Source organism: Bacillus sp. ISL-77 (genome assembly GCF_018613105.1).
The window spans coordinates 134,489-159,665 of sequence record NZ_JAGGQY010000002.1 but is presented as its reverse complement, the minus strand read 5'-3'; the positions used below and the strand labels follow the sequence as shown (position 1 = coordinate 159,665).

Sequence of the window (25,177 nt, the reverse complement as noted above, 5' to 3'; positions counted from 1 at the left end):
TATTTCAAGTTCGATTCTTACAAAGATACTGTGCAGATAAACGTGTATTACCCAGTTAAACATGGAAACGACATTTCTAAGATAGACTTAGAACAAGCCGACCATCAGAAAGTAAGGGAATTGGTTCAAAACAATGTATTAGGTATTCATAAAGGTGGCATCTACTCACTGAAGATGAACCAGAAGGATTTTGTCTTTATCTTTGCTGACAGCCAGCAAGAAGCTGTGCAATTCTATACCAAAACATTTCATCAAAACCCATTGAACTGTCACGATTATTCGCTAGATTACCAGCTCGCTTGAGGAAATGATGTAATTTCGTTTCGGGACATGAGGAAGGAATTCATGAGTTATCCAGCTATAGCGGGGTATTTTTATAAGTATAGTTGAAAGGTAAATGAACTCCTTTAAGCTATTGACACTCCAAGAATTAGAGCGTATGGAGCATTTTAGGACAGAACTAAAAAGATATATTTACTATTAATCGAATAGTAAAAATTAAAAGGGTTGAGCCCTATACCATACAGATTCAATCCTTAAAAGTTGCTTAAAATATTGTCCAACTTTTTGATCGACTTTCTGTCATAGTTGGTGGTTTTATGGTTTGATAAATTGGGAGAGATTTAAAAGGAGAGGGAACTATTCCCATAGGAGTCCACTCTCCTTATTTAGGTTGTTCTATTAACTGGAAAAAGGATCAAAAAATCACGGAAATTGTTCCATTCGTTGCGACACTAAGTCGGTATATATTCCTCTCAATTTATTATTTTTCCCTGACAATCAAGGCTGAAATCCAGCCTTCGATCCCGTTTGCGGTTTGAACTTTTAGCCACTTAATTCCTTTGGAATCTACTTTTTCTTCATTCAAAAAGTGCATGATTTCTCCATTTGTTGGGGATTGAGGGAGTTTGGCAGGTCCAAGTAAAAGTATATTCGACCATAAGGGTCGATTTTTTATTGCTTCCAGACGTTTGAAAACCGAAATTTCTACTTTTTAATAAAGAAAAGCAATGGTTAAAAACGGCAAGTATAAATTTATTATTCACATATTCATTATTTTAATCAGTTATAGTTGAATAATGGAAGGAAGTAAACTGGAATGATAGGTTTCATTGATTTTTGCCATGGGATGTTATGTCCACTTATCATGTTTCAAGGGGGTTTTTAAGGACTGTCTTGTAAAACGAACGGGTGCAAAAGTTGAAGATCGGAGCTGTCATTGTGGCAGCTTTCCTTATTGTGCTAACGGGGCAGAATACTTTAAAAAGAGTTTTATTATATGGGGATTTATCTTTTAAAGAAGTGATGTAAATTCATATTAATCTTTATTTTCAGTAAATTTAGTGTTGACAACTCGAATTTATCGATATATTATCGTATTTAATTAAATAATAAGCAAAGATTGGAAATAGTAAAAGGATTTATAAACTTATTAGAGAGCCGATGGTTGGTGAGAATCGGTAGTTATAGCCTTTGAACTCATCCAAGAGCTACTCCCTGAACTTAATCAGTAGGGGATGTCGGTTTTCTACCGTTATGTAGAAAGGTGGTGATTGCCACCGAAAATGAGTGGGTTAATATTTTTATGATTAATCAATTAGAGTGGTACCGCGAGCAATGCCTCGTCTCTATATTTTTATAGAGACGGGGCTTTTTTTATTTTAAATAAACTAACAATTATAAATGAAAAGGTGGGAGTCGGGATGAAAAATATCGATAAATATTCTAGAGGTTACTTTATGCCCCCAGTGCAATGCTTGAAATGGACAGAGAAGGAGTATATTACAGAAGCTCCTACCTGGTGTAGTGTTGATCTACGCGATGGGAATCAGGCTTTGGTCGTCCCGATGAGTCTAGAGGAAAAGTTAGAATATTTTCAGTTGCTTTTACAAGTAGGTTTCAAGGAAATTGAAGTAGGTTTTCCAGCTGCCTCGGAAACCGAATTTGCTTTTTTACGTACATTAATTGAAGAAAATTTGATTCCGGATGATGTGAAAATTCAAGTTTTAACACAGTCAAGAGAACATATTATCAAAAAAACATTTGATGCGTTACAGGGTACGAATAAAGCAGTGGTGCACTTGTACAATTCCACATCTAGGGCACAGCGTGAGCAAGTATTTAGAAAATCTAAGGCAGAAATTATTAATATTGCTGTAACTGGAGCAAAAATACTAAAGAAATATGCTGCTGAAACCGAAGGGAATTTCCAATTTCAGTATTCTCCTGAAAGCTTCACGGGTACAGAAGTGGAGTTTGCGCTTGAAATTTGCAATAAGGTACTTGATATTTGGCAGCCGACAGCTGATAACAATGTAATTATCAACCTACCAGCTACGGTATCAATGTCCATGCCTCACGTTTACGCAAGTCAAATTGAGTATATGAGTGACAATCTGAGCTACCGAGATAATGTAATCCTATCACTTCATCCACACAATGACAGAGGAACAGGGGTAGCAGATGCTGAGCTAGGAATGCTTGCCGGTGTGCAAAGAGTCGAAGGAACATTGTTCGGAAATGGAGAAAGAACAGGGAACGTGGACATCGTAACGCTTGCATTAAACATGTATTCCCACGGGGTAGATCCCAAGCTGAATTTTGAAAATATCCCTACTATTATTTCCAAATATGAAAAATTAACAAGAATGAAGGTTCACGAAAGACACCCATATGGCGGTGAACTTGTCTTTACTGCATTTTCAGGTTCCCATCAAGATGCCATTGCCAAAGGTATGAAATGGCGAGAGGAAGAAGAACGTCAGTATTGGACTGTACCTTATCTATTAATTGATCCGATGGATATTGGAAGAGAATATGAAGGAGATATCATCCGAATTAACAGTCAATCCGGTAAGGGAGGAATCGGTTATATCCTTCAGCGAAAGTATGGAATTGATCTACCTACCGAAATGCGTGAGAGCTTTGGATATAGTGTGAAAAATGTTTCAGATCATAAGCACAAGGAACTTATGCCCAATGAAATCTATGACATTTTCATCAATGAATATGTAAATATTAACACCCCTATCGAATTAATCAGTTATAAATACACTCAAAATGGTTATTACGAAACGATTGTATCGATCCGGATGAATAATGAAGAACATAAATTTACTGGTGTGGGAAATGGAAGACTTGATGCTGTCAGCAACGCTCTTCAAACCCAACTGGGTATCGATTATACAGATTTGGTCTATAAGCAGCATGCGCTGGAAATAGGTTCAGGATCAAACGCTGTATCTTATGTAGGAATTACCGCAAAGAATGGTGCTGTATATTGGGGCTGCGGAATTGACACTGATATTATGACCTCCTCAGTAAAAGCTCTGTTTAGTGCAGTTAACAACATGGTATCCAGCTTACAACTTCCTGTTGAAAAAGAATTTATTAATTCTGATGTCATCAATCACAACTATGGAGTAATTGTGAAGCTGGAATAAAAGATGGAATCTTTGATAATCCATAACATGGATGCACACAAGCTTTTTAATACAGATTCTTAAAGGCTACTCACTATTTAACACCTATTCGAATATGAATTCGAGTGTTCCTTATCCTTTCCATGTGAAAATTATTTGCGAAAGGGTAGTTGCTATCTAATCTATAACCCAAGCTATACCTTTATTTTTTCATATTATATTAGAAAGTGGAAAATAAAGGAAGTGTGGCATTTGAAAGGTGCTAATGGAAGTAATACTGAACCATTAAATTATGATCTAAATTTTAGAATGCAATTTACTTTTATGGCGGACGATCGAACCTTAGCTTGCATTTTGAGACAAATTGCTGCAAACGCTGTTAATCTTGTGAGTTTAGTCATAACCAAAAGCCGTAATAAAAATAATTTCATCAGGCTAGTGGCGGGTACCTCAGAGTCCGAGACCAGTCGTGATCTGAGGGTAGTAAGAAAAACACTACAATCGCAACATATTACATTTAAAGAGGAAGAAATCATCACCATTTCAAATATTCCTGCTGGAATTCCAGGTGTATTTAGCAGATTTTACAACAGCTTGTGGTGTAAAGTAGAGGTTAAGTCCGTGTATCTAGGAGAAAACGACATCATATTTATTAACGTCTCAAATGTAAAAAAAGCAGTAGAAATCCTGTCACAACAAAATTTAATCCCATGTCAAAACGATTGTTAGCCTGAATCTATGATTAAAAGATATAGGCTTTTTTTATGACCAGCCCTCATAATCCTTAAACAAACGGGTTTTTCATGTTGAAACACAAATTGAGAAATTACTAAGACAATAGTTTTTTCTGCTAATACCATTAATACTACGTATGTGCAAATAGGGCTTCCAAATTTGGATGCCCTATTTTTAAATATTTTACATCAAAATCAACGTTGTGAGTGTCTTTTGTATTTATGGAAAAATTTGTTCGTAACAAAAGCGATCCTTATTGAAGAAAAGAGGTCCAGGCTAAAAGATAAACAATTACGTTAAAAATATTCTTCTTCGGGGCCAAATTTAACAGGTTTTTCCCACCTTTTTGTTGAAATAAAGCAAATAGAAATCTTATTTACTATCATAATTTAAGTCGCAAACTGTTATTGAAAAGGAGGCATATGATTTGAGCAATATTACTGATGAGAGAATAGAAAATGAGAAGAATCACAAAAACTATACTCTCATGGGAGCTGATAAGCGACCTTATTTGAGTAAAATTCCTGGCACCTATGGTGGGCACCGCAAAACAAAAATTTACGGGCGATTAGATTGTCCTGCAGCATTACGTGCCATCACAAAGGGTGGTTATGTCAAAGATCGGGTATTTTTTGCTGATGAGCAAACAGCCATTTCAGTGGGATTTAGACCATGTGGAACATGCCTTCCTGAAAAATATGCGATTTGGAAAAAGAGAAATGAGATTGATAGTTCGAAACAAATAAGAAAATCACGATAGTTTCTTTAACATAAAAAAATGTATTTAAACCTACCATCAATGACACCTTTCGCATTTTAGGTGTCTTTTTTGGCCTAAAAAGGAAGATATCCATTTAGTTCTATAAATGAAGTGGGGTATGTAAAATGATAATAGAATTCTGTCCAATGAAACAGCTGCAAAAAGATTTTGATGTGATTGCAAGCTTTTATCAAATTGAGTTGGGTAACAAGATCTATCAGTGTAGGAATCATGCGCTCATTTTCAGAAAAGGAAACTTTATACAAAATGAACCGGATGCAGTTATAGTTATGGCGAACCCTGGTAGTTAAAGGTTTAAAGTGTGATAGTTTCTAACGTAACCGTCAAATATTTTCATAAGGTCAAGTTGCATTTTTCTACTCCTAATCTTATTAATTATCAAAATACTATAAGGACTTCAAACCCTTTGGTTACCCTCTTTGGAACTTGCTTTCAGCCCTAAACACTACTAATTTATTCCTATTTAATACCCATATTATGACATAAAATCTGTATAATAATAGCATTATCCCTATTTAAATTGATAAAGGGACAATGGACGAAACGAATGGCAATATCCAATGCTGTCCTCCAGCTAATTGGTAATAATTTGTGGTTGTATTATTAAACAAATTATCAATTCTTTTTTATAAATGACTTTATTTAACAATTAATACCGGGCACAGTGAACCATTTTTTGTAAAAAACAGAAGATTGACACTATGATAAATGATATATAAAATATTTTTATATATTTAAAGATAAAAGATTGGGGCAATGACATGTTTAAAACTGAGATGAACACCGTAGTAACTCTATGTCAGCTTCACACAGACCTATCGGAACAAGACATACAAAAGATCCAAGAAGTGGTTCAAAACCTGCAATTAATTGCCGATTTAAATCAGGCAAATGTGTTTGTAGATTGCCAAACAAGTGAAAAAAAGCATGCTATTGTGGTGGCAGAAGCAGCACCTACAACGGCCAATTCTGTCTATAAAAATCCGGTGGTCGGAAAGTTTGCCTACGAAACGTTTGAGCCTGCAGTTTTTTACGCGTTTCGGACGGGTAAGCCGCTTTTTCTCAATCATGCCTTAACCCAGGAAGGGAAAAAAGTCGAACAAAGCGTTGTTCCGATTGTTGGAATTCATAACCGAGTGATTGGCACGTTGATCATGGAGAAAGACAACAGTGATAAGCTCCAAAATCAAAATAAACTGAAAGCGCTAACAGAAGCGAATGAGACACTTAGCGAACTCTTACTGGGAATGGCTGAAAATCGCCCTTTTATCCCAGATGTGATTGAGGAATCTCTATTCATTATTGACGAGGATTTACAGATTCAATATTCGAATCCTGCTGCGATGAATCTTGTTTTAGAAATGTGTTCGGAGGAATGTAAAAGCGGCAATCTTTTTACTTCCTATTTTCCTAACCTTGCAGAAATTTGCAGGCTGCCGGATGAACTTGTGGTCCAAGAAATCATCATTCAAAATAAAGTCTTTCAAATGAAAAAAATTGCTCTTGTGCAGCATGAGAAAAATAGCGGATCGTTTATCATTTTTCGTGACTTAACAGAGCTGCGCCAAAAGGAGAGGGAGCTTACCGTAAAGACTGTGGCCATCCGGGAAATCCATCATCGTGTAAAAAATAACTTGCAAACGGTAGCGAGTCTTCTTCGGCTGCAGATGCGAAGAGGGGTCCCTGAAGAAAGCAAGTTTTATTTTATCGAAAGCCTCAACCGAATTTTAAGTATTGCCTCTGTCTATGAAATCATCTTATCCAATTCTGAAAATCAGGATGATGTAGAGATTGTTAGTTTAATAGAAAAAATTGGGAATATGCTGGTCTTTAGTGAAGATCATGAAGGAAAATTGATTTCGATCGACTATTCCGGCCCAAAGATCCTTATTAAATCGAATCTAGCTGTTTCCGTTGCTCTTGTTATAAATGAATTAATTCAAAATTGTGTGAAGCATGCATTTGCGGAGATGACAGAGGGCCAAATTGATGTAGTCATCCAGGAAGAGGCTTCTGCAGTAAGAGTCCTTGTAAAAGATAATGGAATTGGCTATAATCCTTCTATGAAGCCATCATTAGGGCTTGATATTGTTAAAATGATGATAGAACATGATTTATCGGGCCATTTTTCCATTGAAGGAACAAGTGAAGGAACGGAAGTATCCGTCGAATTTCCCTTTGCGTGGGAGGATTAAGGAATGAAAAAGCGAATTATCGTTGTTGAAGATGAGTCCATCGTCCGATTGGATGTTTCCCTCATGTTGAAAGATGCTGGCTATGATGTTGTGGCTGAAGCAGCTGATGGCGAGAAAGCAATTGAATTGGCTTACAGCCTTAAGCCTGACTTAATGATCATGGATATTAAAATGCCGAAGCTGAACGGTTTAAAGGCCAGTGAGATTATTTCCAACAAATTCAATATCCCGATTTTGCTGTTAACGGCCTATAGTCAAAAGGAATATATAGAAAAAGCGAAGAAGGCAAATATTTTAGGATATCTTGTAAAGCCGATTTCGGAGGCTAACTTGATTCCTGCGGTTGAAATTGCTTTGAAGCAGGCAGAAAATGCTATTCTTTATAAAGAAAAAGTAGAAGAAATGAATCGGGAACTGAAAAACCGAAAGATTGTTGAAAAAGCAAAAGGAATTTTAATGAAACAATTGAATTTACCGGAGGAAACGGCTTACAATAAGATTAGAGACCTTAGCATGAAAAAACAAATGCCATTGGAAAAAGTGGCGAAGTACATTATTTTGAAGTACCCAAGTTAGTTTACAAGTGAATAGATGAAGCAAAGGTGCTTAGTAGGTTTTATTTTTTATAAAAATAAAGTCTATTAGGCATTTTTTTATTAATTTGAGAGGTGGGTTTGTCGTGAACGAAGAGAAAAAGAGGTTTATACAGGAGTTTGTCCCAGGGAAACAGGTAACTTTAAGCCATATTATTGCCAATCCGGACCCGGATATGTTTGAAAAACTGGGGATACAGGAGGCTGGGGCATTAGGGATTTTGACGCTGACCCCAAGTGAGACGGTGATTATTGCCGGAGATTTAGCCACCAAATCGGCTAATGTCAAGTTAGGATTTTTGGATCGCTTTACCGGAAGTCTTGTGATTGTCGGCAATGTTTCAGAGGTGGAAATGGCGATGCAGGAAATCAACCGTTTTTTGCAGGATACGCTGAAATATACCCCGGCGGAGATCACGAAGTCATAGAATCAGAAAATAGAATTTTTCAAGAAAGGAGGAAATATGATGACGAAAAAGAACCGAGCCATGCTGATCGGTTCCATTGGGGCCGGAAAATCGACGTTAACAAATGCATTGCTTGACCGGGACGTGCCTGCTGTCAAAACGCAGTCGCTGAATTACTATGATTGGATTGTTGATACCCCAGGTGAATATTGTGAAAACCCGTTCTACTATAAAAATATCATGGCAACGGCATTAGAAGTGACACATGTCCTGTATTTACAGGATGCGACCAAGAAGAAAATGATTTTCCCGCCAGGATTCAGCAGCGGAATCAATAAAATCCCCATTGGGGTGGTCACAAAAAGTGATTCAGACCAGGCTGACGTTGAACTAGCCATTTCTTTGTTAAAAAAGGTAATCGTAACCAAAGGTTCGATTGTCATTACCTCTTCCCTAAAAAATGAAGGAATAGAGGAGATCCGGAATCTGGTAAACTTCCGTTCGACACATGAAATGAAGAAGTATTTTGAAGGAAATCCATCCCCATTTGTAATTTTTTAAATGAGAGCCTTTACAATATCCAGAAAATAATTTATATTATGAATAACAAATGAATTTAATGGCAATGGCGCCTCTTTTAAACTATCTAATTTGGGATAGTTTACAAGGGGCGCTTTTTGTTTTTTTGGGGGAGTTGAGATGAAGTTCAAAGGCCCGCAAAAAGAAGAAATGATCAGTGCGGGAATCGATATAGGCACAAGTACAACAAAGCTGGTAATCAGCCGGTTCACGTTAATGAATATGGCTGGCGGGGCACATGTGCCACGAATTGAAATCATTGACAAACAGGTCATCCATCGCAGCCCGATTTACCGGACACCGCTGCTTTCACCAACCACCATTGATATTGAAAAAATTGAAGACTTTGTCAGAAAGGAATATCAGAAAGCAGGTATTGAGCCAAAGGATATTCAAACGGGAGCAGTGATCATTACGGGTGAAACAGCCACAAAGTCAAATGCAGAAGTAATGCTGCATCAGCTGTCTGACCAGGCTGGGGAGTTTCTAGTTGCAACAGCTGGTCCTGACTTAGAAGGAATTATTGCCGCTAAGGGATCGGGCGCTTATGAATATTCGAAAGATACGAGTAAGGTTATCGCCAATATCGATATCGGCGGGGGTACAGCCAATGTGGCCGTTTATAAATCTGGCAGACTTTGTGGAACCTGTACCCTTCATGTAGGCGGCAGATTAATTGAATGTAACGATAATAAAATCCAGAGTATTTCTCCGCCTGTTAAAAATTTACTGCGACAATGGGATTCAAGGATGGTGGAGGGGCAAAACCAAAATCCATCAGCGATAAAACAAGTAACCGATTTTATGGCAGATGTCATTGCGCGGATGTTAAAAAAGGCACTCACAAACGAGGATCTAACGTTGCTGCTAGGGCATGAACCTAACTGGGTGGAAGATATTGAGGCGATTATGTTCTCAGGCGGGATAAGTGAATGCATTTATCAGCATGAGACCGGAATCGTACAGTCGGCCAAATACGATGATATCGGGTTGATGTTAGCCGCCTCCTTAAAGGAAAGCTCAAGTCTTGCTCAATGGACTTGGGTAAAGCCGCAGGAAACGGTTCGGGCCACAGTGCTGGGCGCCGGAATGCAAACGACTGAAATCAGCGGCGCAACCATTGAAGTTGATAATCGTAAATTGCCGATGAAAAACTTGCCGGTTTACCAGATTCGATTCGAGGGTGATTTTAAAACGGAAATAAACCAATTATCAAAGCAGATTGAGGAAGCACTCGATCTCTATGACCCACAGCGTGAGGGACAGAATTTTGCGGTTTATTTTTCAGAATTGCCTTACTTAAGATTCCGTGAAATCGATGAATTTGCTGAATCCATCCTCAAAGCAATGAAACAAAAACCGAATCAAACTCAAGAGTTAGTCCTTGTGCTTGACCGGGATTATGCAAAAGTTCTTGGGCAAACACTTAAGCGAAAGGCTCCGGTGCAATCCGTCATTTGTATTGATCAAATTAAAGTTGAAAATGGGGACTATTTGGATATAGGCCAAGTGCTCGAAACCGATGTTGTTCCTGTCATTATAAAAACATTAACATTCCAGAAATGACGAAAGGGGGCATTCTTATGAGATTAAAGTCCACCTATTTAGGTACTGTCTATCAATTTTCCTCACTAAAGGATTTATTTGCGAAAGCAAATGAAGAAAAATCCGGCGACCGCTTAGCAGGGATTGCTGCTGAGACCGTCCAGGAAAGAATTGCAGCAAAACAAGTGGTGAGCTATTTAACACTACAAGATATTAGGGAAAATCCCATGCTATCTCCTGAAGAGGATGAGGTTTCAAGGATTATCGAGGGTCAGATCAACAAACCCATCTATCAATCGATTAAAAATTGGTCTGTTTCGGAACTTCGCGAGTATATCCTGAACGATTCAACTACCGGTGAAGACTTGAAACGCCTCAGCCGAGGTCTGAATAGTGAAATGATTGCAGCGGTGGCAAAGATCATGTCCAACCTCGATTTAGTCCATGCCGCCAATAAAATTGAAGTTTTATCCAAATGCAATATTACGATTGGTCAAAAAGGAGTGTTAGCCTCTAGGCTGCAGCCAAACCATCCGACGGATAATGTCGACGGGATGATGGCCTCAATGAAAGAAGGGCTTGCGTATGGGATTGGAGATGCAGTAATTGGAATAAACCCGGTAGATGACTCCGTTGAAAGTGTAAAACGGTTATTGCATGCGACACATGACTTTATTCAAAAATGGGAAATTCCAACGCAAAACTGTGTGCTTGCCCATGTGACAGCTCAAATGAAAGCGGTCCAGCAGGGGGCGCCGGCAGATATGATTTTCCAGAGTATTGCCGGAACCGAAGCGGCGAATCGTTCTTTCGGGATTACCGCTTCCCTCTTGGAGGAAGCCAATGAAATGGCGAAAGTATACGGTACAGGAACTGGTCCACAACGTTTGTATTTTGAGACAGGTCAAGGCTCGGAATTATCCGCCGAAGCTCATTATGATATCGACCAATTGACAATGGAATCCCGAAATTATGGCTTTGCCCGCTACTATGACCCGTATATTGTCAATACGGTAGTCGGCTTTATCGGACCAGAGTACTTGTACAACAACAAACAAGTGATTCGAGCCGGTCTTGAAGATCATTTTATGGGAAAAATGCATGGCATTCCAATGGGCGTTGATATTTGCTATACGAACCATATTAAAGCAGACCAGAACGACATTGAAGATCTTGGCGTGCTGCTTTCCGCGGCAGGGGTGAATTTTATTATCGCTGCGCCAATGGGTGATGATTGTATGCTCAATTACCAGAGCTTAAGTTATCACGATGTTGCGACATTAAGACAGACGCTGAATAAACGGCCGGCACCATCATTTGAAGCATGGCTGGAGAAAATGGGGATTTTTGAAAACGGGAAATTAAGTAAATATGCAGGTGACCCGACGATTTTTTCGCGATAGGAGGTGTAAGGAGTGAATCCTGAGTTAGTGGAACAAATCACGAAAATGGTGGTTGAAAAATTGCAGACGAAGACCGCTGAAGGCGGTGCGGCGGTGGAAGAAGTTAAGAAAAAGACGAACGATGATACATCGGCAAAAGTGGAAGTGAAATTTTGGAGCCACCGGACGAATCATGTTGAAACAGAGTGCAATCAAAGTCCGGGCTGCGTGGTGTCAGCCCATGAAAAAGAAATACTTCTTGAACCAAAGCCGCCTGTAGGACTTGAAAATCCGATTAATAAGGAAGAGCTGGATCTTTTAATTAGCAAAACACCGGCAAGAATTGGCGTCGGCCGTGCGGGATTAAGGCCCAAAACGGACACTTGGCTGAAGTTTCGCTTTGACCATGCGGCAGCAGTCGATGCCGTTTATGGTGATGTCGATCCGAAAATACTTGAAAGCTTATCCTTATTAAAAGTTAACACGAAGGTTACCGACAAAGAGGTCTATATCCGCCGTCCTGACTTCGGCCGAAAGCTCTCTGATGAGGCAAAACAATTAATTGATCAAAAATGTAGAAAGTCTCCGACGGTTCAAATTATTTTTTCTGACGGCTTAAGTTCGAAAGCGGTCGAGGAAAATTTAGAGGATGTCTATTTATCTCTTAATCAATCGCTTCAAAGCTTAGGGCTCGATGTCGGAACACCATTTTTTATCGAAAAAGGCCGGGTGGCGGCAATGGATGATGTTGGGGAGATCCTAAAACCGAAAGTGATTGTTTACTTGATTGGTGAACGTCCAGGTCTCGTGAGTGCGGAATCGTTAAGTGCGTATCTCTGCTACGAACCACGCCACGGCACCATTGAGGCCGACCGGATGGTCATCTCCAATATTCATAAGGGAGGCATTCCACCGGTGGAGGCCGGCGCCTATATCGGAACTCTCGTGCAAAAAATATTAAAATATGAAGCCAGTGGTGTTTCGCTGGTACAAAAAGAGCAATAAGGGGAGGGTTAATAAATGGCATTAGAACGAATTCATGCAAATATCTTGGCTGTTCGGATTATTCCAAACGTTGACCCTGCCTTAGCAGCTCAGTTTCAGTTAAAACCCCATCAACGGAGTTTAGCGATTTTTACCTCAACGATTGACGATGTCGGCTATACAGCTCTTGATGAAGCAACGAAACGCGCAGATGTTGATGTTGTCTATGCAAAGTCCTTCTACGCAGGTTCTGCGCATGCATCAGGGCCATTGTCTGGTGAAATGATCGGCGTGTTGGCCGGTCCAAGTCCAGATGAAGTGAAAAGCGGGATAGATGCGGTGATTCAAACCGCAGAAAATGAAGCGTATTTTGAGGCAATCAATGAGGAAAAAAACCATGCATTGTATGCCCATGTCGTGGCAAGAACCGGTTCTTATCTATCAGCTGAGGCAGGGATTAATCAAGGTGAAGCACTAGCCTATTTGATTGCCCCGCCGCTTGAAGCGGTGTATGGAATGGATGCGGCGTTAAAGGCTGCGGATGTAGAGCTGGTTAAGTTTTTTGGACCGCCTTCGGAAACAAACTTTGGAGGTGGGCTATTGACCGGGTCGCAATCGGCATGCCAGGCGGCAGCGGATGCTTTCCGTGCTGTGATTATCGAGATTGCGAGAAATCCACGACAGTATTAGATTCCTATTTAATTGGCGGATAATGCTGCATACGTGTAATTTTTCACACAAAAAACAAGAGAGAAAGGAGTGTCCCTGTTGCCATTCGATTTAGATTTACAATCCATTCAGGAAATGCGGGATGCAGTTCAGAAAGCTAAAGAAGCACAGCAAAAGTACTTGGCGTTTTCCCAAGAACAAGTCGACAAAATTGTGAAACGGGCAGCCGAAGCGGCTGCTGCCAAATCACTTGAATTAGCCCAGATGGCGGTCGAAGAAACCGGAATGGGTGTAGTCGAACATAAAAAAATGAAAAATGACGTCGGTTCACATGCTGTCTATGAATCTATTAAAAACGAGAAGACAGTTGGAATCATTAACGAGGACCGTACAAAGAAAATAGTCGAAGTCGCCTCACCTTTTGGGGTGATTGCCGGGATCACTCCAACGACAAATCCAACTTCGAGTGCGATTTTTAAAGCATTAATCGCCCTAAAAACAAGAAATGGAATCGTATTTAGTCCGCACCCACGTGCAGTGATATGCTCAGTCGCCGCTTTAAAGATTTGTTTGGAGGCAGCCGTTGATGCGGGAGCGCCGGACGGAATTATTGGCTGGATCTCAAAACCAACAATGGCAGCAACCACTGAATTAATGCACCATCGTGATATTAATTTGATTTTAGCAACTGGCGGAAAAGATTTAGTCCGTGCTGCCTACAGTTCAGGTAAGCCTGCATATGGTGTCGGTCCTGGAAACGTGCCCGTCTATATCGAAAAAACCGCCAATATCGAAAAAGCGGTCAAAATGATTGTTCAAAGCAAAACGTTTGATAACGGCACGATTTGTGCAACGGAACAAGCCATTGTGGTTGACCAGAATGTCAAAGAAATGGCCGTAAGGGAGCTTAAAAATAATGGCGCCTATTTCTTAAATGAGCAGGAGAAATCACTTTTAGAAAAGGTGATTTCACCATTGCCAGGAAAGCTGAATCCAGCAATTGTTGGTCAAAGAGCTGTCAAGATTGCGGAATTGGCGGGTATTTCCGTTCCAGCCGACACAACGATTTTAATTGCGGAAGAAACGCGGATAGGGAAGGACGTTCCTTTTTCCATTGAAAAACTTTCGCCGATCTTTCCGATTTATACAGCTGAAAGCTATGAAAGTGCAAAAGAGCTGTGTGTGAAAATCTTAAATTTAGGCGGGATGGGACATAGCTTATCCCTTCACACCAATGATGAAAATGTAGCCCGTGAATTTGCGCTATTCATGCCAGTATCACGACTGATGGTGAATACTCTTTCTTCCATTGGTGCGGTTGGAGCCACAACGGAATTGATGCCATCGCTGACACTTGGCTGTGGATCATTTGGCGGTAATATTACATCAGACAATCTAACGGCCCGCCATTTAATCAATATCAAAAGAATGGCCTATGGAACAAAAGAGGTTAACGTTCCAAAACCATCCAGCAAAAGTCCTGCTCCACAATGGGGTGCCAGCAACCATGTAGACGAGATTGTGAATCAGGTTTTATGCAATGTGAATGTATCGGGCCAGCTAGATTCGCAGGTAATCTCTGAATTGGTAAATCAAGTATTAAAAAAATATCAAATGAATTAATAGGAGGAATTTACAATGGCTAGAGAATTAACAGCATTAGGAATGGTGGAAACAAAAGGTTTGGTAGCATCCGTGGAAGCAGCAGATGCAATGGTAAAGGCAGCAAACGTACATTTAGTCGGTAAAGTACATGTTGGCGGCGGGCTTGTAACGGTTCTTGTCCGCGGAGATGTAGGTGCGGTTAAAGCGGCAACTGAAGCAGGTGCGGCAGCAGCAGAACGTGTTGGTGAACTATTATCTGTTCATGTCATCCCACGTCCGCACAACGAATTGGAGAGCATTTTACCAAAATTAGAAGTGGAAGTGTAAGAAGTAAGGAGCCAATTCGATGAATGAACAATCTATTCGAACGGTTGTTGAAGAAGTGATTCAGCAATTGTTAAAAAAGGACTTCAGACCCAATACAATCCCGATGGCTGTCTCTGCACGCCATTGCCACTTAAGTCAAGCTGATTTAGAAACGCTTTTTGGCAAAGGGTATGAGTTAACGAAAAAAGCGGACTTGTCTCAGCCCGGTCAATTTGCGGCTAATGAAACGGTGGTCATTGTCGGACCAAGAGGAAGCATTGAAAAAGTGCGAATCCTCGGTCCGGCCCGTTCTTTAACACAAGTGGAAGTCAGCAGAACGGATGCAGTAAAGCTTGGGTTGAAACCGCCCGTAAGGGAATCTGGCAATATTGCTGGTTCTGCACCGATTACTCTGGCAGGGCCCAAAGGAAGTATTTTCAAAAATGAAGGACTGATCATTGCCCAGGCTCATATTCATATGCACCCTGAGGATGCCGCTTATTTTGGCCTTGAAAACGGCGAGTATGTACGAATCCGAACAGAAGGGGAACGCCCGGTTTCGTTTGAAAAAGTACTTATAAGGGTTTCACCGAGATATCAGCTTGAGATGCATATCGATACCGATGAAGCTAATGCCGGGTTCATTACAAGCGGTCAGGCTGGTTTCATTGTTAAGGATGGGGAGCCTTTGGTAAAACCCCAGCCTGTGACCAATCAGGTATCACCTGAACAAAACGAACCAATAGAAGTTCATTTTCAAAAAAATCTCTTAACCAAAAGAGATGTGCAGGCATGTCAGTACGAGATGATATTGGTTCGAAAAGGCACAATTGTGACTCCATTGGCACGAGATGCTGCAAGAGAGTTGAAGAAAAGCATCCAGGTTATGGATTAGTTTAAGGGGATGATTTTTTGTTAGTTGGAACGGTGATAGGAAATGTATGGGCGACAAGGAAGGAAGAGAATCTAATAGGATTAAAATATTTATTTGTCCAGCCGGAGCTTCCATCCGGGGCGCCTATCCTTTCACCGTTTATTGCGGTGGATCGGATTGGTGCAGGAGTCGGAGATAAAGTGATGGTTACAACGGGAAGTGCGGCGGCAAATATTATCGGTGACCATAGAATGCCGATTGATGCTGTCATTATCGGAATTATCGATTCTATTGATGTTGAAGGAGGTGCGTAAGTGATGTCAAAAGCCTTAGGAATGATTGAAACTAGAGGGCTGATTGCCTCGATCGTTGCCGCAGATGCAATGGTTAAAGCAGCGGATGTACGTTTAGTTAAAAAAGAAAAAGTGGACGCCGGACTCGTTTCGATTTTAGTAGAAGGAGATGTCGGGGCTGTCCAGGCAGCGGTCGATGCTGGCAAGTATGCTGCTCAAAGTGTCGGGGTGCTGGTAACCGCGCATGTTATCCCGCGTCCGGATGAGGAAGTAGGGCAAATGTTGGCACAGACGCCGAAAAAGGGCGAGGAGAAACCAAAACCTGCAAAAAGGGGTCAAAGAGCAAAACAAGATGAGCCTCCAGCACAAACAGAATAATTTTTAAAAGAATGGAGGAAGAAATATGGTTTTCAAACGTAAAAAAATTGCAGTGATTGGTGCAGGATTTACTGGTGCAACAGCGGCGCTGATGATTGCGCAAAAAGAATTAGGAGATGTCATTCTGGTTGATATCCCGTCTCAAAACGATCCGACCAAAGGGAAGGCACTGGATATGCTGGAAGCAAGCCCTGTCCAAGGCTTTAATGCAAATATAACGGGTACCTCAGATTATGCGGATATACAGGATGCTGATTTGGTGTTAATCACTGCAGGGCTGCCGCGGAAACCAGGGATGAGCCGGGATGATTTGGTTTCTACCAATGCAAAAATTATCGAGCAAGTCTCTGAAAATATTAAAAAATATGCGCCGAATAGCTACATTATCGTTTTAAGTAATCCTGTTGATGCGATGACCTATGTTTGCTATAAAACAACAGGGTTTCCTAAAAATAGGATTATCGGTCAGTCCGGAGTCTTAGATACTGCGCGTTTCAACACTTTTGTTGCACAGGAATTGAATGTGTCAGTGGAAGATATTTCAGGTTTTGTCCTTGGCGGGCATGGTGATGATATGGTCCCATTGGTTCGATTCTCTTATGCCGGCGGAATCCCGCTTGATAAAATTCTCCCGCCTCACCGAATTGAAGCGATTGTGGAAAGAACGCGTAAAGGTGGCGGCGAGATTGTCAGTTTGCTAGGTCAAGGCAGTGCCTACTACGCCCCGGCAGCTTCGATGGTCCAAATGGCTGAAGCCATATTAAAGGACAAAAAACGAATCTTGCCATGTATTGCCTATCTGGAAGGGGAATATGGCTATCAGGATTTATATCTAGGGGTTCCAACGATCCTTGGCGGCGATGGGATTGAAACGGTAATTGAAATTGCGTTAACCCCTGAAGAAAAAACAGCACTTGATCAATCAGCCCAATCTGTTCGGAATGTTATGTCGATTTTGAAGAAACTATAATATTTGGATAATATATCCTGTGAATCCTACTACAATTCTATATTAAACTAGTAACACCTAGTTTTGGAAATAGTCGTGTATGGGATATGGTTTTACTTTAATATTTCCAGGAGATTTACTTTGAAAGGGGAAGGGTATATGGAGCAGGGAAACAACCATTTACAAAAAGCGCTTAAACCAATCCATCTCTGGGGTATTGCTGTAGGGATGGTCATATCCGGCCAATATTTTGGCTGGAACTATGGTTTTGAATCGGGTGGCACCATTGGCCTCGGCATTGCCGCACTGATTATTATTGTCTTTTATACGACCTTTATTTTTAGTTATTCAGAGCTTTCAACTTCCATCCCTCATGCCGGCGGACCGTCTGCCTACGCCCGAAAGGCAATGGGGCCGTTTATGGGCTTTATAACCGGTTTAGCCTGTTTACTGGAATTCGTATTTGCCCCTCCAGCGATTGCGGTTTCTGTTGGAGCGTATATCAATTTCTTAATCCCAAGTATTAATCCCGTTTATGCAACGGTCGGAATGTTTATTTTATTTATTTTGGTCAACCTCATAGGTGTAAAAGGTGCCGCTATCATTGAGTTAGTGGCAACGGTATTGGCACTAATCGGCCTCGCGATTTATTATGTGGCCGGTTTACCTCATGTTCAATCATCCAATATATTTAATGATATGGCTTTTAGTCATGGCTGGTCCGGTGTTTTGGCAGCAATTCCATATGCCATTTGGTTCTTCCTTGCGATTGAGGGGGGAGCGATGGCAGCAGAAGAGGTACGCGACCCGAAGAAGGATATTCCAAAAGGCTTTATTTCCGGTATTTTAACGCTTGGTGTGGCAACGATTTTAACCTTAGTCGTAACGGCAGGACTTGGCGGCGGTACCGGTAAACCGGCGGATTATCCACTTCCACAGGCATTGGCAAGTATTTATGGAGAAGGCAGCTTTATTCCAAAATCAGTTGCCATTATTGGTTTATTTGGTTTAATTGCCAGCTTGCACGGTATTATTATTGGTTATTCCCGTCAAACGTTTGCCCTGGCTCGTGCAGGATACCTGCCTAAGTTTTTGTCTAATCTTTCGAAACGCGGGGTGCCGCATTGGGGCTTGATTGTTCCTGGAGCGATTGGAGTGATCGCAGCAGGCTCAGCAAACTTTGCAAATGCGTTGATTATCCTATCCGTTTTTGGTGCGATTACGATGTACTGCTTAAGTATGGTTTCGTTGTTTGTGCTGCGTAAAAAGGAGCCGAATTTGGAAAGACCATTTAAGGTGAGCTACCCTGTTGTACCGGCGATTGCATTAGTATTGGGTGTTTTCTCTTTCTTCTGCGTGGTAAAATACAGCGTGTTAACGACAACTCTTCCTTTGTTTGGAGTGGAGCTGCCTTTGGCGGGTGTGATTCTGACGATTTTTGGTGTGGCGATTGTCTACTATTTCTTAGTAGGATCCAAGAAACTTCGTCCAATGTCGGAGGAGTTTGTTTTAATTGAGGATGTGACTTCTGGAGATACAGGGACAGATGAGAAAATAGGATAACGTTCAATAGAAAAAGATGTTCCATTGGGGTGGGGCATCTTTTTTGTATATAGAGTTTGTTGAAAGTAATTGAAAATCTTGATGGTTAATCTCTTATTAAACAAGCGAGTGTAAGAGTTTAAGATCGGAACTGTCATTTTGGCAGCTTTTCTTAGTGTACTAACGAAGCACTTTAGTTTAAGTACAAAATTTTACAATAATTCTGTTGGATTCAACTATAACGGTTACCTTCATGTTCATGAAATTGCTAATGTTACCAAGGAAATTGTCTTCCATCTTGGAAATAGCCTCCATAGGTCCTTCAGGTCCAATATAAAGTTGTTAAGGCTTTTAAGTACTAGTAAATTCAATTCCTTTATATTCTAAAATAGTAACTCTATTTAATAATGGAATATTATAATGAGTATTTTCAGAAAATAAAGGATATCTCGAATTGATGTAGAATTAAACAAAGGAAAAAAAGATGTTTAAAACAGGTTTGATTCCAGAACTAAAGGATTATTAAGGGGGCATATATGGTATTGGAAAAATCAATAAGAGAAATCATTAACGGATATAGGGAAAAAGAATTTTCTCCTGTAGAAATCCTCGAGGAGTATGTGAAACAAATAAAAACTCATAACCCAAAACTTAATGCTTTTATTACGGTTAATGAAGAAAAAGCCTTTGACCAAGCTGTAATTTCAGAAAAGAGAATAATGGAAGGAGGAGATATAAGAATTCTTGAGGGCATACCAATTTCTTACAAGGATAACATTGATACTAAAGGGATATTAACAACGAGCGGTTCTGTTATTCATAAAAATCGAATTCCTGAAAGTAATGCAAGTGTTGTTGAAGCTCTTAATTCTGAAGGTGCTGTGAACATTGGAAAAACCAATATGTATGAATTTGCATTTGGTATCACCTCAAAAAATTCCTTTTTCGGTGATATTAAAAATCCTTGGAATGACAATGTTACAGCTGGCGGTTCAAGTGGTGGTTCAGCAGTTGCCGTTGCAGCTAATCTTTGTATGGGGTCAATCGGCACAGATACTGCAGGTTCCATTCGAGTACCTTCTTCGTGCTGTGGTGTGATAGGGTTAAAACCAACATATGATTTAATTAATATGAGCGGTATAAAACCATTATCCAATTCCCTCGATCATACAGGTCCAATTGCTCGAAATGTTGAAGATTTAGCTATCATGATGGAGGCTATCACAAAGAAAACATTCACGAATAATTGTATTTCTGACATAAGAGGAATGAGAATCGGGGTTCCTAAGCAGTACTTTTATGAAAGGGTAGATAATGATGTTTTGAGTTTCTATAAGAATGCATTTAGTACTTTTGAAAGGTTAGGAGCATTAATAGTAGAACTTGAAATTCCTAATTTCGATGATCCAAGAAAAATAGCACATATATTAGCTACCTCCGAGGTTGGTTATTTCCATAGTGAATTAATTAACTTATCGCTATCCCAATATAGTGAGGAAGCAATAAACACATTTGATAAGAGTAAATCTATTTCCGCCCACTCATACATTGATGGCTTAAACAAAAGAGCACAAATGACGAGAGATTTAAGCAAACTTTTTGAATTTGTTGATATTTTAGTGACTCCAACTATGCCTATAGGGCCACCAGACATAGGGATTAAAGAGTTCTTGTTAGCTGGAGAGATGGAATCTATCGATGAATGCATGATTCGATTTACCTGTTTATTTAATATAACGGGCCATCCAGCGCTTTCCATTCCTTGCGGATTATCTCATGGATCCGTTCCAATTGGTCTGCAATTAATAGCAAATCATCATAGGGAGGACCTTTTGATCAGGAATGCGCATTCATATGAACAAGCCATGTTATTGGATTTTTATAAAGTAAGGGAAAAAATCGTAAAAAATTAAGCGAGAAAGTGTAATAAATTAAAACATTATGAGAGTTATATTGTTTCAATGATATTTAATTTTTAAATTTTTTAGAATATTCAGTATTGACATAGATAGTTTCCAAGTTTAATATATTGTTTATAAGGAATGCGCATTCAATGCTAGCTAGCAGCTTATATTTTTTTGTGAAATAAAAACTAAATAAGGTAAAAGAAATATTTATTCTTATGAATGCGGATTCAAATGAAACAAATGCCAGTAGGAAGTAGTTGATAGGCTCTCCAAAGGAGTTTTTTAGAACCTGAGTGCAGATAAAAATAGAAAATGTTTTATTGTGAATGCGGATTAAATTAAATTTGATCAAAAGGTAATTTTTATAAAATGAATGCGGATTCAAAACAAATCTTGTAACAATAATGCAGATTAATAAAAAACTTTTTGAAATACCACCACACCACAGAAACTACACAATAATCCTTCAAACAGCCTTCAGATAATTTTACGTCAAGATATTTCATCCAGTTAAGTTGAAAAAATATAGTACTTAATCAACTCCAGACCCCAGCAAATCATTTAGCTTATTAATAATGCTCTACCGTATGTGCACTTTTATTAAAGGTCTAAAATTATTAATAGCTCAATGTCATATACAAAACATTTTACAAGAAATGATGTACCTAAAAAAATTTAAATCATCCTATTAAAAGAGAGGAATGTGCAAATGAGTATAAAAAAAGGATTTCGTTTTTTCGCTGTTCTCTTAATGCTAGTAACCCTTATTATTTCTGGATGTAGTAATTCAGAATCTTCAAACGGCGAAACCAAACCGAGTGCAGATTCTTTGAAGGGGAAAACAGTGAAAGTATTACTTTCAGCTGGCGGTGTTGGCCAATTTAACGCATGGAAGGAAAGATCCAAAGAATTTACGAAAAGAACAGGCATTAAAGTAAAATTTATTGAAACTCCTTATGAAAACCTTTTAGAAGACATCACCACAGACGGTATTGCGAATGGAGGAGCATACGATTTAGTTGTACACCTTGATTCCATGGGTTCTTCTATTTCACAGTTTGTAGAACCTCTTGATAACTATGTAAAAAGGGACAATATTGATTTAAATCGTTGGCCAAAAGCTGCGATTGATCTATCCACATTTGATGGTAAGATTCAGAGTTTGCCGGTAAGGGCTCACGTTCAAATGCTGTTTTATCGTAAAGATATCTTTCAAAAATTAAACATTCAACCTCCTACCACTTGGAAAGAGTTTGAGGAAGCAAGTAAAAAAATTACCGACAACACTGACTTATCTGGTGTCGTTCCGTACTATGGTGCAGGTAATAATGGTCAAAACCTATTTATGTGGACAGCTTATTTATGGAGTAATGGTGGTGACATTTTTGATAAAGATATGAAACCAACATTTGCATCCAAGGAAGGCGTAGAGGCTACGCAACGCTATATTGATCTTCTTGTAAAAGATAAAGTGGCACCGCCGGGTTCTGTAACCTTTGGTGAACAAGATTCTCGTACATTCTTTAAACAAGGTAAGGCTGCCATGTGGTTAGGCTGGTGGTGGGTGTTCTCTGAATTCAACAGCAAAGAATCAGCTGCTCCAGAAGTTGCAGGAAATGTAGGGTTTGCCCCTGTTCCTGGATGGGAAGGGAAAGATAGCAAAGCAAACGTTTCATCTTTCCCATTGGCAATGATGAAGGGGTCTAAAAATAAAGAGGCTGCATGGGAAGTTATGAAGTGGATTGCAGAGCCTCAAGAAGAACTTGATATTGTAATGAAGACGGTTAAGAATGAAGTCCCAGCTGAAGTGCAATCTACCGTAATCACACAAACTGAGAACCTCCGAAATAAGGAACTTAATAGTTTAAGTGATGGGTTTTATGATGTGGCAGCTGATAATTTTGAGAATTCTCGTGCATTGCCAAAAATACAGGAATGGCCACAAGTGGCGGATATTATTAGTGCGGCCATCTCAAAAATGGCTACAGGTGAACCGGTTGAATCTAATCTAAAAAAAGCCTCAGAGCAGGTTGAAAAGCTCTTGGATAAAGCTGGTTACTATAAGTAACATTTGAAGATTAAAATACACCTATCAATAAAGGTTTAGAAGGTTTCTAATTTCTTCTAAACCTTCAAGATAGGGGATCTGGTACTCTATTGGGTGTAAATGTCACAATTGATGTTTCCTATTACCCTACTACACTACTTAGGAGGGACTTTAAATGAAAAATAATGTTTTTAAATATACAATCCTTGCTCCTGCGCTCATTCTTATTTTAGCAACGACAATTTACCCTCTTATTAGGTCGTTTTGGATCAGTCTCCATACTTGGGACTTAAAGAAATCAACAGAAATGGGTCCTTTCATTGGCTTTGAAAATTATATACGCGCCTTTTCGGACTCACAATTTTGGAATAGCGTTGTCATTACACTAATTTTTACTGGACTGACTGTACTTATTACCATTGTACTGAGTATCGGGGTTTCACTCTTGTTAAGTAAAGAAAAGCGTTATCTTTCCTATCTGCGCGCAGTTTTAATTATTCCTTTTGCAATGAGTGCAGCTCTTATCGGTTACTCTTGGCGATTCATGTTAAATTCGGATTATGGTTTATTTGATAAAATTATTGACTTTTTCATTCCGCCTTTGGCAGATGTAGTTTGGTTAGGCACTCCACAAACAGCAATGGCAGCACTAGTTTCAGTGGTTGTTTGGATTTGGCTTCCATTTATGAGTCTCATGTTTATTAGCGGTTTAATGGGTATGCCAAGAGAAGTGTTTGAAGCGGCTCAGGTGGATGGGGCCTCTCGAATTCGAACTCTAATACATATTACATTACCGATGCTAAGACCAATTATTTTAATTGCTTCCATTTTAATGACAATGTTTTCATTAAAGGCATTTGACCCTATTGCCACACTAACTCAAGGAGGACCAGGAAATTCCACAGAAGTGTTAAATTTCCTTATTTATAAAACAGGCTTCCGTTTCTTTGATATGGGATATGCCTCAGCACTTGGTTACATTTTAGCGATGATCACTATAGGGTTTGTCGTCATATACATGAGAAGGCTTGTCAAAGGAGATGATTGGAATTAATGAGTAGTGTAATGGATTTAAGCAAAAAAGAAAGTGATTCAGTATTATTGACAGACCCATTGGTTATAAACAAAAAAAATAAGAAGGTTTCCTTTTCTGCTATTTTTGAAGGCTTTGGAGTGATACTTGTCGTCCTGTTTCTTTTTCTTCCTATTTTTTGGATCGGAATTACAGCATTTAAGCCGGAACAGGAAGTTTATACAACAAGCATTTTTTTTCAGGCTACACTAGACAATTTTAAGACTGTCTTTAGTCAATCTAATATTGGAAAATATTATTCTAACAGTACCATTGTTGTTATTGTAACACTGCTGATAACAATGCCAGTGAGTATCCTTGCATCATATAGTCTTTCCCGATTCAAAATCCCCGGGAAACAAATATTTTTGTTTGCAATTTTAGCGACACAATTTATTCCATTAATTGTTAACGTCATTCCATACTTTATCATGTTCAGAAATTGGGGATTGCTTGATACAACGATCGCCCTAATCATTGTTAACTTAGGTCACACAATTCCCTATGGTATTTGGCTTCTTAAAGGTTTTATTGATAAAATCCCACAGGATATGGAGGAAGCCGCAACGATTGATGGAGCAAATCGACTTCAAGTAATTTGGCATGTTTTATTACCTCTTGCTAAACCGGGAATTATTACAGCTACCGTTTTTTGCTTTGTTATCACATGGAATGAATTTATGTTCGCATTAGTTTTAACAAATCAAGAGGCTGTTACATTACCGGTCGCCCTGTCATTCTTTAATGGGGAAAAGGGAGTCTTATGGAATCAAATGGCTGCAGCGGGAATCATCTTTGTTATACCAACGATCATTTTTATGTTGATTGTAAGAAAGCAATTTATTTTAGGAATGACTTCAGGCGGAGTTAAATAAAGAGTGATTGCCTGATTAGCCAATAATTATTTATAAA

25 protein-coding genes and 1 other annotated feature are annotated in these 25,177 nt (G+C 39.5%); of the genes, 24 read left to right on the top strand and 1 reads right to left on the bottom strand.

The features are described from left to right. Positions 1-42 precede the first annotated feature (42 nt). On the top strand, positions 43-303 hold the full coding sequence (locus J7E77_RS00845; RefSeq protein ID WP_214711737.1) for a hypothetical protein: 261 nt from the start codon (positions 43-45) through the stop codon (positions 301-303). A 460-nt stretch (positions 304-763) separates the two neighbouring features. On the opposite strand, the gene J7E77_RS31580 is transcribed toward J7E77_RS00845, so the two are convergent. Continuing rightward, positions 764-877: an SH3 domain-containing protein gene (locus J7E77_RS31580; protein ID WP_214711735.1), complete on the bottom strand. Its 114-nt coding sequence runs from the start codon at positions 875-877 to the stop codon at positions 764-766. A gap of 512 nt (positions 878-1,389) precedes the next feature. Next, positions 1,390-1,633, top strand: a binding site (T-box leader). Between the two features lie 70 nt (positions 1,634-1,703). Here J7E77_RS31580 and J7E77_RS00835 point away from each other — a divergent pair. The 23 genes from J7E77_RS00835 to J7E77_RS00725 all read left to right on the top strand — a co-directional run bounded on the left by J7E77_RS00835 (position 1,704) and on the right by J7E77_RS00725 (position 25,140). Continuing rightward, positions 1,704-3,443, top strand: a complete 1,740-nt coding sequence (locus tag J7E77_RS00835) for a 2-isopropylmalate synthase (protein ID WP_214711733.1) — start codon at positions 1,704-1,706, stop codon at positions 3,441-3,443. Positions 3,444-3,674: 231 nt separating this feature from the next. Further along, positions 3,675-4,151 (top strand): hypothetical protein, encoded by a 477-nt coding sequence (locus tag J7E77_RS00830; protein WP_214711731.1) that lies wholly within the window; start codon positions 3,675-3,677, stop codon positions 4,149-4,151. A gap of 433 nt (positions 4,152-4,584) precedes the next feature. Beyond that, complete coding sequence (locus J7E77_RS00825) at positions 4,585-4,917, top strand: Ada metal-binding domain-containing protein (protein ID WP_308160320.1); 333 nt, start codon at positions 4,585-4,587, stop codon at positions 4,915-4,917. Positions 4,918-5,042: 125 nt separating this feature from the next. Further along, the gene (locus tag J7E77_RS00820; RefSeq protein WP_214711729.1) at positions 5,043-5,228 is read left to right on the top strand and encodes a hypothetical protein; all 186 of its coding nucleotides are present in this window, start codon (positions 5,043-5,045) and stop codon (positions 5,226-5,228) included. 471 nt (positions 5,229-5,699) lie between these two features. Then, a complete protein-coding gene (locus J7E77_RS00815; RefSeq protein ID WP_251027950.1) occupies positions 5,700-7,133 on the top strand; it encodes a sensor histidine kinase in 1,434 nt (477 codons plus the stop codon). 3 nt (positions 7,134-7,136) lie between these two features. After that, a complete protein-coding gene (locus J7E77_RS00810; RefSeq protein WP_026564955.1) occupies positions 7,137-7,709 on the top strand; it encodes an ANTAR domain-containing response regulator in 573 nt (190 codons plus the stop codon). Between the two features lie 103 nt (positions 7,710-7,812). Then, entirely contained in the window at positions 7,813-8,154 is a 342-nt protein-coding gene (eutS, locus tag J7E77_RS00805; protein ID WP_168243707.1) for an ethanolamine utilization microcompartment protein EutS, read from the top strand. Between the two features lie 39 nt (positions 8,155-8,193). Next, positions 8,194-8,694 carry a EutP/PduV family microcompartment system protein gene (locus J7E77_RS00800; RefSeq protein WP_214711727.1) on the top strand — a complete coding sequence of 167 codons (501 nt, stop codon included), beginning with the start codon at positions 8,194-8,196 and terminating at the stop codon, positions 8,692-8,694. Between the two features lie 138 nt (positions 8,695-8,832). Beyond that, positions 8,833-10,278 carry an ethanolamine ammonia-lyase reactivating factor EutA gene (locus J7E77_RS00795; RefSeq protein WP_214711725.1) on the top strand — a complete coding sequence of 482 codons (1,446 nt, stop codon included), beginning with the start codon at positions 8,833-8,835 and terminating at the stop codon, positions 10,276-10,278. A gap of 17 nt (positions 10,279-10,295) precedes the next feature. Then, entirely contained in the window at positions 10,296-11,660 is a 1,365-nt protein-coding gene (locus J7E77_RS00790) for an ethanolamine ammonia-lyase subunit EutB (protein WP_214711723.1), read from the top strand. A 12-nt stretch (positions 11,661-11,672) separates the two neighbouring features. Further along, positions 11,673-12,644, top strand: coding sequence for an ethanolamine ammonia-lyase subunit EutC (gene eutC / locus J7E77_RS00785; RefSeq protein ID WP_214711720.1), 972 nt, complete (start codon positions 11,673-11,675; stop codon positions 12,642-12,644). 15 nt (positions 12,645-12,659) lie between these two features. Continuing rightward, positions 12,660-13,313: an ethanolamine utilization microcompartment protein EutL gene (gene eutL / locus J7E77_RS00780; RefSeq protein ID WP_214711718.1), complete on the top strand. Its 654-nt coding sequence runs from the start codon at positions 12,660-12,662 to the stop codon at positions 13,311-13,313. 78 nt (positions 13,314-13,391) lie between these two features. After that, complete coding sequence (locus J7E77_RS00775; protein ID WP_214711716.1) at positions 13,392-14,915, top strand: aldehyde dehydrogenase family protein; 1,524 nt, start codon at positions 13,392-13,394, stop codon at positions 14,913-14,915. 15 nt (positions 14,916-14,930) lie between these two features. Next, positions 14,931-15,224, top strand: a complete 294-nt coding sequence (locus tag J7E77_RS00770) for a BMC domain-containing protein (protein ID WP_144555092.1) — start codon at positions 14,931-14,933, stop codon at positions 15,222-15,224. Positions 15,225-15,243: 19 nt separating this feature from the next. Then, positions 15,244-16,098: a phosphate propanoyltransferase gene (gene pduL, locus J7E77_RS00765; RefSeq protein WP_214711714.1), complete on the top strand. Its 855-nt coding sequence runs from the start codon at positions 15,244-15,246 to the stop codon at positions 16,096-16,098. 17 nt (positions 16,099-16,115) lie between these two features. Then, positions 16,116-16,391: a EutN/CcmL family microcompartment protein gene (locus J7E77_RS00760; protein WP_214711712.1), complete on the top strand. Its 276-nt coding sequence runs from the start codon at positions 16,116-16,118 to the stop codon at positions 16,389-16,391. A gap of 3 nt (positions 16,392-16,394) precedes the next feature. Then, positions 16,395-16,748, top strand: coding sequence for a BMC domain-containing protein (locus J7E77_RS00755; RefSeq protein ID WP_214711801.1), 354 nt, complete (start codon positions 16,395-16,397; stop codon positions 16,746-16,748). Between the two features lie 25 nt (positions 16,749-16,773). Continuing rightward, positions 16,774-17,718: a malate dehydrogenase gene (gene mdh / locus J7E77_RS00750; RefSeq protein ID WP_214711710.1), complete on the top strand. Its 945-nt coding sequence runs from the start codon at positions 16,774-16,776 to the stop codon at positions 17,716-17,718. A gap of 138 nt (positions 17,719-17,856) precedes the next feature. Beyond that, positions 17,857-19,260 (top strand): ethanolamine permease, encoded by a 1,404-nt coding sequence (gene eat, locus J7E77_RS00745; protein ID WP_214711708.1) that lies wholly within the window; start codon positions 17,857-17,859, stop codon positions 19,258-19,260. A gap of 515 nt (positions 19,261-19,775) precedes the next feature. Continuing rightward, entirely contained in the window at positions 19,776-21,152 is a 1,377-nt protein-coding gene (locus J7E77_RS00740; RefSeq protein WP_214711706.1) for an amidase, read from the top strand. Positions 21,153-21,855: 703 nt separating this feature from the next. Next, a complete protein-coding gene (locus J7E77_RS00735) occupies positions 21,856-23,214 on the top strand; it encodes an ABC transporter substrate-binding protein (RefSeq protein ID WP_214711704.1) in 1,359 nt (452 codons plus the stop codon). A gap of 154 nt (positions 23,215-23,368) precedes the next feature. Next, positions 23,369-24,247, top strand: coding sequence for a carbohydrate ABC transporter permease (locus tag J7E77_RS00730; RefSeq protein ID WP_214711702.1), 879 nt, complete (start codon positions 23,369-23,371; stop codon positions 24,245-24,247). Then, positions 24,247-25,140 (top strand): carbohydrate ABC transporter permease, encoded by an 894-nt coding sequence (locus J7E77_RS00725; RefSeq protein WP_251027949.1) that lies wholly within the window; start codon positions 24,247-24,249, stop codon positions 25,138-25,140. The genes J7E77_RS00730 and J7E77_RS00725 overlap by 1 nt, the downstream gene beginning before the upstream one ends. The last annotated feature ends 37 nt before the right edge of the window (positions 25,141-25,177 follow it).

What these genes read in the sequence shown, in the direction of transcription:
- J7E77_RS31580 (WP_214711735.1), bottom strand. Translation starts at nt 877, where the DNA reads ATGCACTTTTTGAATGAAGAAAAAGTAGATTCCAAAGGAATTAAGTGG.
- J7E77_RS00835 (WP_214711733.1), top strand. Translation starts at nt 1,704, where the DNA reads ATGAAAAATATCGATAAATATTCTAGAGGTTACTTTATGCCCCCAGTG.
- J7E77_RS00820 (WP_214711729.1), top strand. Translation starts at nt 5,043, where the DNA reads ATGATAATAGAATTCTGTCCAATGAAACAGCTGCAAAAAGATTTTGAT.
- J7E77_RS00815 (WP_251027950.1), top strand. Translation starts at nt 5,700, where the DNA reads ATGTTTAAAACTGAGATGAACACCGTAGTAACTCTATGTCAGCTTCAC.
- J7E77_RS00810 (WP_026564955.1), top strand. Translation starts at nt 7,137, where the DNA reads ATGAAAAAGCGAATTATCGTTGTTGAAGATGAGTCCATCGTCCGATTG.
- J7E77_RS00800 (WP_214711727.1), top strand. Translation starts at nt 8,194, where the DNA reads ATGACGAAAAAGAACCGAGCCATGCTGATCGGTTCCATTGGGGCCGGA.
- J7E77_RS00795 (WP_214711725.1), top strand. Translation starts at nt 8,833, where the DNA reads ATGAAGTTCAAAGGCCCGCAAAAAGAAGAAATGATCAGTGCGGGAATC.
- J7E77_RS00790 (WP_214711723.1), top strand. Translation starts at nt 10,296, where the DNA reads ATGAGATTAAAGTCCACCTATTTAGGTACTGTCTATCAATTTTCCTCA.
- eutL (WP_214711718.1), top strand. Translation starts at nt 12,660, where the DNA reads ATGGCATTAGAACGAATTCATGCAAATATCTTGGCTGTTCGGATTATT.
- J7E77_RS00770 (WP_144555092.1), top strand. Translation starts at nt 14,931, where the DNA reads ATGGCTAGAGAATTAACAGCATTAGGAATGGTGGAAACAAAAGGTTTG.
- pduL (WP_214711714.1), top strand. Translation starts at nt 15,244, where the DNA reads ATGAATGAACAATCTATTCGAACGGTTGTTGAAGAAGTGATTCAGCAA.
- J7E77_RS00755 (WP_214711801.1), top strand. Translation starts at nt 16,395, where the DNA reads ATGTCAAAAGCCTTAGGAATGATTGAAACTAGAGGGCTGATTGCCTCG.
- mdh (WP_214711710.1), top strand. Translation starts at nt 16,774, where the DNA reads ATGGTTTTCAAACGTAAAAAAATTGCAGTGATTGGTGCAGGATTTACT.
- eat (WP_214711708.1), top strand. Translation starts at nt 17,857, where the DNA reads ATGGAGCAGGGAAACAACCATTTACAAAAAGCGCTTAAACCAATCCAT.
- J7E77_RS00740 (WP_214711706.1), top strand. Translation starts at nt 19,776, where the DNA reads ATGGTATTGGAAAAATCAATAAGAGAAATCATTAACGGATATAGGGAA.
- J7E77_RS00735 (WP_214711704.1), top strand. Translation starts at nt 21,856, where the DNA reads ATGAGTATAAAAAAAGGATTTCGTTTTTTCGCTGTTCTCTTAATGCTA.
- J7E77_RS00730 (WP_214711702.1), top strand. Translation starts at nt 23,369, where the DNA reads ATGAAAAATAATGTTTTTAAATATACAATCCTTGCTCCTGCGCTCATT.
- J7E77_RS00725 (WP_251027949.1), top strand. Translation starts at nt 24,247, where the DNA reads ATGAGTAGTGTAATGGATTTAAGCAAAAAAGAAAGTGATTCAGTATTA.